This is a genomic window from Marinitoga sp. 1138 (assembly GCF_013363265.1).
GTDB classification, from domain to species: domain Bacteria; phylum Thermotogota; class Thermotogae; order Petrotogales; family Petrotogaceae; genus Marinitoga; species Marinitoga piezophila.
Window position 1 is genome coordinate 44,065 of the sequence record NZ_LBFA01000023.1, and the last position, 7,232, is coordinate 51,296.

Below are 7,232 nucleotides of genomic sequence, written 5' to 3' on the forward strand. Positions count from 1 at the left end.
AAGGGTTATTTTAAAAACCTCTCAATAATCTCATCAATCAAAGCTCTTTCATCATCTTCAAAAGAGTAATAACCAAGAGCAACACGCTTATAGCCTAAACCATATTTAAGAGCAAAATCACGAACCTTACCTTTTGGATAAGGAGTAATGGGCCATTTAATATCGTATCGAACACAATTTCTTAAAAACACATCAAAGATTTTCATTTCCTCATCACTGAGCTCAAAATAATGAAGAACAAAGTCTTTAAAATTCTTCGACTTCTTAAAAAGCTCAGTGATGAGTTTTTTTCTCGCTATAAAAAATGGAGATACATCAGATTTTATTTCCTCAAAATCCACAGGATTCATTAACCTTTTCTCAGCTTCTTTAACATTAAACTCAGAAAGTATTAAGTTAAAAAAATACATTTTCTCATAATCTCTTGAGAGGTATTTAATGATTTTATCTTTATCTCCTTCAAAAATCAATTTTAAAATATGACTCTTTGTAAAAAATGGTTTTTCTATTAATGCTGTATATGTTGAAAAAAATAATACAGGAATATTTACTTCTTTTTGTTTTCTAAATTTAATTGTATTTTCCTTAAAGGTTTTATTTATATGCATCTTATACAACTCATTTTTTATTTCAATTGGATATGTTTTCTTATATGATAATTTATATTTATGAATGAAATCCTTTAGATTTTTTGAATTTATATCTTTAGTTTTCAATCTTTTTTTGCTCTTTTTATATATAAAATAACTCAAATTTTTATTTAATGTATATTTCTCAATTTTAAAGTCAGGGTATTGATTATTTTCAAGAGATGCTTTTACATTCGAACTTTTCTTTGAATATCTATAAATATTTTCAATTTCATATATTCTTATATCATTATTCAATATTTTTATATTCATAATAGTATCGAACCAATTATACATATAATTAAAATCCTCAAAATAATAACCAGTATAATACTCCAACAAATTTGCAGTATATAATGCTTTTTTCTTATTATTCTTTCTTATCCACCAGGTAGCAGAATTTAAACCTGCACATATCATTGAAGGATGATTAAATTTTTTGGCATATAAAAAACCATTAATAAAATAGTTATAAGCTTTATTATATTTATTTTCATTTAATAACTTCCTGGCTTTTGAATATTCAATTATTGCTTTTTGAACATAACTTTCCTCATATAAATCACCATAACATTTCAGAACTTCAAAATCTTGATTTAACTTTTCAGCTAAAGCTTTTAATCCAGGTATAATTATTTTTCTTACATAGGGAGAAATATTGCTTATATTGTTTTTTAACAAAACAAAAATTTCTTTTGATTTATCAAAATTCTTCATTCTTGAATAAATTAATACGAGTTCATATCTTGCAAGTTCCCTCAATATTGTTGTTGTTGTTGAAATAACTTTATTTGCATATTCAATAGCAGAATAATAATCTTTTTTCCATTTTGATTTTAATAAGTGAAAATAATATTTTAAAGAAATATCTTTATTATTATTTTCAAAATAATTAATAATAGGTATAGAAAATTTTCCATATTCAATTATCTCTACAATGTTTTTGAGAAACAATTTATTAATATTCATAATTAATCACCTTTATAAACTGTTACAATATTTACCTTTTCTTAACTTTAGAAATATTGTTAATTATCAAAATGTGAAATAAAAATAAAAACAAGATAAAATAAACTATTTAAAGATATTTTATACTTCACAAGTAATGTTACAAATTATATGGTAATAATAATTAAATCTAATATTTAAAATAAATCCTGATAAACAGCAACCTGTTAACTTTGTGGTAACACTTGAAAATCATGTTAGAAATAGTAAAATTCATATCGGAGGTGGCATAAATGAAAAAATTTCTGGTAATAACATTAATTATAGTTTCATTATTAACGGGTATTGTATTTGCAGGAGATGAAGAAGATTACTCTTCAACAAATTCAATCAATCCTCAAATCCAAATTGAATTTTCTGAGTAATCAACTAAAATCTATTTTCTATTTTATATCTACGTAGATATTATATCAAAAATTTAAATTTTTCAGTCGGCTGTTTTTATCCTGGTGTCAGAGAAAAATTATTAGTATTTATTTACTATGAAATTATACCATAAAAGCATTTTTAATATTTAAAATAGTAATTTTGATCTTAGTGGGGGTGTAATAATGGAATGGATAATGAAACCCGTAGATGAAGGTGATGAATTAGGTTGTTTTTGTTTATTAGTTTTTTGTTATACAAATTGTCCATGTAATAATCCTTCGCATAGTTGTAGCTGGATTTATTCATGTCATTTTTCACCACCCGTTTGCGGTTCTAATCTTTGTAAAGCTGTAGATCAAGGAATTTAGGAGGTGTTATTTATGTTATGGATTATAGAACCCATTAATAATGATGAAAATATAGTTGAAGGATGCGGAATTGATTGGTGTGGAAATTGGTGTTTTGTTCAAAATTGCACAACTCAAGATTGTTCAAAGCATATATGCGTAATATATGTACATTAAATAATCTTTGTATATCTTAAAGGGTGAGACATATGAGTATGAGAATTGGAAGATATTTAACTTTTTTTGTTATACAAAATAAAATATATGCATATAATGCATTAAATAATGGGTTATGCGAATTAAAAAATGAATCATATGAAATATTAATAAAAAAAGATTTCAAGAGTTTAGAGAAATTATATCCTGAAGTTTTTTATGAATTAAAAAAGGCTTTGTATATAGTTTCTGAAGATTTTGATGAAAAGAATTATGTTAAACTAAAAAATTGGGAAGCAAAATTTTTACAAAACAACCTATCTTTAACAATTGCTCCTACATTAGATTGTAATTTTAAATGTTTTTATTGTTATCAGCAAGAATATAAGCAAGAATCATATATGAATAAATCAACGGCTGATAAAGTTTTTGATTTTATCGACAAAAGAATCACACCTAATATTCGATTTTTGCATATTAATTGGTATGGAGGAGAACCTCTTCTTAATATCGAGATAATAGAATATTTATCAAAGAAAATAAAAAAACTATTAGATAATAAAAAAATAGAATTTAAATCTTCAATAATAACGAATGGATATCTTTTAAATGAGGAATATGCAAAAATATTATCTAAAAACTGTAATGTAGAAACAATTCAGATTACTTTAGACGGACCTAAAGAAATTCATGATATTCGTCGTCCACATAAAAATGGGGAATCTTATGATATTATTATAAATAATTTAAAAAACATCTCTCAATATTTTAAAAGAATATTAGTTAGAATTAATATGGATAAAACTAATGAAGAAAAAGTTCCTGATTTGTTAGAAGAATTAAAAAAGTTAAATTTAAATATTCATCCATACATAGCGCCTGTTTCATTGGACAATATTCATCACAATAATTTTGCTAAAACTTGTTTTCATATAGAAGAATTTGCTTTGAAATATTTAAAAATAAAAGAAAAAGATGAATATTCTTATTTATCTAACTATCCAGTTTTAACTTTTGGAAGTTGTGGTGCTGTAAGGAAAAACTCATTTGTTATAGATCCAGATGGAAATATATATAAATGCTGGAATGAAGTTGGACAAAAAGAAAAAAGTATTGGAACAGTAAGTGAAGGCATAACAAATTATTCAAGATATATTAAATGGATGGCATTTGATCCATTGGATATAAAAGAATGTAGTGAGTGTAGTATTTTGCCATTATGTAATGGTGGATGTCCGTATAGAATACTATTTCCAGAAGATGGTGATACTCTTGGAAAAAGATGTAGTGAATATAAATGGACATTAAAAAACGAGCTTTCATTATGGATTAAAAATAATGTTTTAAATAATAGAAAGTTTGAAGTTAAAGTAAATACAAAATAATAAGTCCAAAGTTATTTATATAATTTTATTACTATTTATGTTTTTCACCTTTACCTACTCTATATAATTAATCTGTGGGTAAAGGTGATTTGCCAAAAAAAAGACTTTTAAAAAATTTAAAACACTATTTATAAAAATATATATGAGGTGAAAGTATGGATGTAGTTGTTATGGAGGATATTCAGTTTCATTTTAATGATGGACCAAAAATTGTTGAAAAATTTTCCATGATGATAACCAAAGGAGAATTTGTTTATATAAAAGGTTCAAATGGTTCCGGAAAAAGCACAATTCTGAAATTACTTGGAGGAATAATTAAACCTAAAAATGGAAAAATAAAAATTTTAGGAAAAGAACCATATAAGGAACCAGAAGTTTTAAAAAGCGTGGGAATGGTAGTTGATGGTATGGGATTATATAAAGAGTTGAGTTTAAAAGAAAATATAATATATTTTGCAAAAGAAAAAGGTCTTACATATGAATATGCAAAAAAAGAAATAGAAAAATATGAAAAACTCTGGGAAATAGATTTTAATAGGAAATACAAAAAATCCTCGCATGGAATGAGGAAAATAGCAAAACTAACCTTTTCATTAATAAATGAACCAGAACTATTGATATGGGATGAACCAGAGCTTGCCCTTGATCAAAAAAGAATCAATACATTGTTAGAAATCCTTAAAAGTTATAAAGAAAAAGGAAAGACATGTATAATCGCTGGAACAAATCCTGAAATTTATAAAAACCTCGTGGATATGGTAATAGAAAAAGAGGTGATTTTATGAAAATTTTATTCAAATATAAACACTGGATAATTATTCAATCAATATATGTTATTGTAGGTATATTAACAGTCTTTATTTTAAAAGCAAGTGGAAAAATAATTAAAGGTCAGGTGGCTGGTGGGCTAGCGATAAGTATGCATTTCATATCTAATACTCAGGAATTATTGATTCCAATATTAATGTTGATGTTAGCCGATTTAGCTTTTAACATAGAATATGTAGAAGGAACATTTTTAACACATTTGTTGTGTGGTAAAAGCAGAAGAAAATGGATACTAAATAGGCTATACAATTTTTATCTTTTTATAACTATACAATTTTTTATAGCGTTTATTTTAATAACAGTTAGTGCAGGAATAATAACGGGTTCCTTTACATTAGGAACAATGGAACTTAATGAAAATACTGGAATAATAAAAATAATTTTTCCAATAATTATAAATGTTCTAAAAACATTAGTATTCATATCATTTGCAATATTAATGACCACATTTTTACCTGGAAAATTAATGTTAGGAAGTATTATATCAGTTGGAATAATATTTGTTATAATGAAAATAACAAATATTTTAATGATATTATTTCAGGAAAATGAAATATTAAAAATCATAGTAGATATGATCTGGTTAACAGAATCGAAAGAAGCTTTTATTTATGGGATAATATGGATTGGGTTGTTTACATATTTATCAATGAGACGTATAGATAAGATTGTTATAACCAATCAAGGAAATTAGGTAAAAGTAATATTTTAAAAAATTTAAAATACTAGGTGAAACCATGAAAACAATAAAAAAATTCATATATTTTCTAATAAGAGACATATTAATATGGAAAAGCTACAAAACACAGGCAGTATTGGGAATACTGAGTGGATTCTTAGGATTATTGCAATTTGGATTCATGGGAAGATTTATAGCCCAGGGAAATTACTTTCCAATGATAGAGCAGTATGGAGGAAACATACTAGCATATTTCATATCAGGAAGCGTATTCATGAGTTACACTACTCTCTCCTTAACAACATTCAAAAGTGTAATAAGACAGGAGCAGGTAATGGGAACAATAGAATACCTGCTCCTGTCAGAAACACCATTATGGGAAGTATTTATATACACAATCTTCTCAAGATTGGTATTTACAATAATAAACACAGGAATAGTATTTATATTCTTAATATACACATTTGATGTAGAAATAAAAATGAATATAATAGCATCAATAATATTATTGATAATAACAATGATAAGTTTAAGTGGAATAGGGTTATTAAGTGCAGGGTTCATAATGCTAACCAAAAAAGGAGATCCAGTAAGTTGGGTATATTCATTCTTAACAGGAATGTTTTCAGGGATATACTATCCGGTGGAAATATTGCCAAAATGGATAAGGGGAGTATCGTATATACTGCCAACAACATATGCAATGGATGGATTGAGAAAAACATTAATAAAAGGATACAGTCTATACGAAATAAAAGAGGATATAATAATCCTGATAATAATGACAGCAATAATATTACCAATAGGGATATACTGGTTCAGAGAATCATTTAACAAAGCCAGGAAATATGGAACAATATCGCAGTATTAGGAAGTGAAACAATGGAAAAAATAATAGAAATCAAAAACCTGACAAAAATATACAAAAATGGAATAAAAGCACTGGAAAATATAAATCTCACAATAAACCGAGGAGAAAAAATAACAATATTTGGACCAAATGGAGCAGGAAAAACAACATTAATAAAAACAATAGGAATGTTCATAATACCGGATAAAGGAAAAATAACAATAAAAGGATATGACATAAAAAAAGAATCAAAACAAATAAAAAAATTAATATCAATAGCGACATCAAACGAAAGGTCATTCTACTATAGATTGAGCCTGGAAGAAAATCTAAACTTCTTTGGAATGTTAAACAACCTAACAGGAAAAGAATTAAAAAAGAAAGTAGAAAAGGGATTAAAAGAAATGGGGCTATACGAAACCAGGAAAATAAAGTATATGGAAGCATCAACGGGGATGAAAAGGAGATTAAATCTAGCAAGGGCATTAATAAAAGAAGCGGAAATATATTTACTTGATGAACCGACAAATGGAGTGGATATAGAAACGAAAATAAAGATATATGAAATAATGGAAGAATTAAGTCAAAAAGGAAAAACAATAATCTTAGCCAGTCATGATGTAAGTGAAATAGAAAAAACAGACAGGATAGTGGTATTAAAAAAAGGGAAAATAACAGCAGATAAAAAGACAGGAGAAATCCTGGAAAAAACAACGAGAAAAAATGAAGAAAAATTGCTGGAATTAATCAAATGAGGCGAAAGCCTCATTTTGCTTTGATATGGTATAATTGAAGAGTAGAATGTGTGGTTTATAAAAACGAACTTTGAAAGTCCGTCGAAATTGAATTAAAATAACCCTTCCAGATTTCTGGAAAGGTTATTTTAAAAACCTCTTAATGAGTTTATCAAAGAAATGGCTCTGTTTTTATAAAATTAAATTCGGGACTATCCAAAATACTGTGTAAATTAATTATAGTTGG

Annotated in this window: 8 protein-coding genes; 7 read left to right on the forward strand and 1 reads right to left on the reverse strand. The window is 26.0% G+C overall.

All coding sequences use genetic code 11. The features are described 5' to 3' along the window. Positions 1-5: 5 nt before the first annotated feature. Positions 6-1,598, reverse strand: coding sequence for a hypothetical protein (locus tag XO11_RS10540; protein ID WP_254873320.1), 1,593 nt, complete (start codon positions 1,596-1,598; stop codon positions 6-8). Between the two features lie 272 nt (positions 1,599-1,870). On the opposite strand from XO11_RS10540, the gene XO11_RS10665 reads away from it, so the two are divergent. From XO11_RS10665 to XO11_RS08145, 7 genes are all read left to right on the forward strand, one after another. Beyond that, positions 1,871-2,002 carry a hypothetical protein gene (locus XO11_RS10665; protein WP_014295644.1) on the forward strand — a complete coding sequence of 44 codons (132 nt, stop codon included), beginning with the start codon at positions 1,871-1,873 and terminating at the stop codon, positions 2,000-2,002. A 384-nt stretch (positions 2,003-2,386) separates the two neighbouring features. Beyond that, positions 2,387-2,530 (forward strand): hypothetical protein, encoded by a 144-nt coding sequence (locus tag XO11_RS08120; RefSeq protein WP_175418472.1) that lies wholly within the window; start codon positions 2,387-2,389, stop codon positions 2,528-2,530. 32 nt (positions 2,531-2,562) lie between these two features. Then, on the forward strand, positions 2,563-3,894 hold the full coding sequence (locus tag XO11_RS08125) for a radical SAM protein (RefSeq protein WP_175418473.1): 1,332 nt from the start codon (positions 2,563-2,565) through the stop codon (positions 3,892-3,894). 155 nt (positions 3,895-4,049) lie between these two features. After that, positions 4,050-4,679, forward strand: coding sequence for an ATP-binding cassette domain-containing protein (locus tag XO11_RS08130; protein ID WP_175418474.1), 630 nt, complete (start codon positions 4,050-4,052; stop codon positions 4,677-4,679). Next, the gene (locus XO11_RS10420) at positions 4,676-5,416 is read left to right on the forward strand and encodes a hypothetical protein (protein WP_217671692.1); all 741 of its coding nucleotides are present in this window, start codon (positions 4,676-4,678) and stop codon (positions 5,414-5,416) included. Before XO11_RS08130 ends, XO11_RS10420 begins: the two co-directional genes overlap by 4 nt. 43 nt (positions 5,417-5,459) lie before the next feature. Continuing rightward, entirely contained in the window at positions 5,460-6,272 is an 813-nt protein-coding gene (locus XO11_RS08140; protein WP_175418475.1) for an ABC transporter permease, read from the forward strand. An 11-nt stretch (positions 6,273-6,283) separates the two neighbouring features. After that, positions 6,284-7,006, forward strand: coding sequence for an ABC transporter ATP-binding protein (locus XO11_RS08145; RefSeq protein ID WP_175418476.1), 723 nt, complete (start codon positions 6,284-6,286; stop codon positions 7,004-7,006). The last annotated feature ends 226 nt before the right edge of the window (positions 7,007-7,232 follow it).

Coding starts and splice junctions, on each gene's coding strand:
- XO11_RS10540 (WP_254873320.1), bottom strand. CDS start 1,598: ATGAATATTAATAAATTGTTTCTCAAAAACATTGTAGAGATAATTGAA.
- XO11_RS10665 (WP_014295644.1), top strand. CDS start 1,871: ATGAAAAAATTTCTGGTAATAACATTAATTATAGTTTCATTATTAACG.
- XO11_RS08120 (WP_175418472.1), top strand. CDS start 2,387: ATGTTATGGATTATAGAACCCATTAATAATGATGAAAATATAGTTGAA.
- XO11_RS08125 (WP_175418473.1), top strand. CDS start 2,563: ATGAGTATGAGAATTGGAAGATATTTAACTTTTTTTGTTATACAAAAT.
- XO11_RS08130 (WP_175418474.1), top strand. CDS start 4,050: ATGGATGTAGTTGTTATGGAGGATATTCAGTTTCATTTTAATGATGGA.
- XO11_RS10420 (WP_217671692.1), top strand. CDS start 4,676: ATGAAAATTTTATTCAAATATAAACACTGGATAATTATTCAATCAATA.
- XO11_RS08140 (WP_175418475.1), top strand. CDS start 5,460: ATGAAAACAATAAAAAAATTCATATATTTTCTAATAAGAGACATATTA.
- XO11_RS08145 (WP_175418476.1), top strand. CDS start 6,284: ATGGAAAAAATAATAGAAATCAAAAACCTGACAAAAATATACAAAAAT.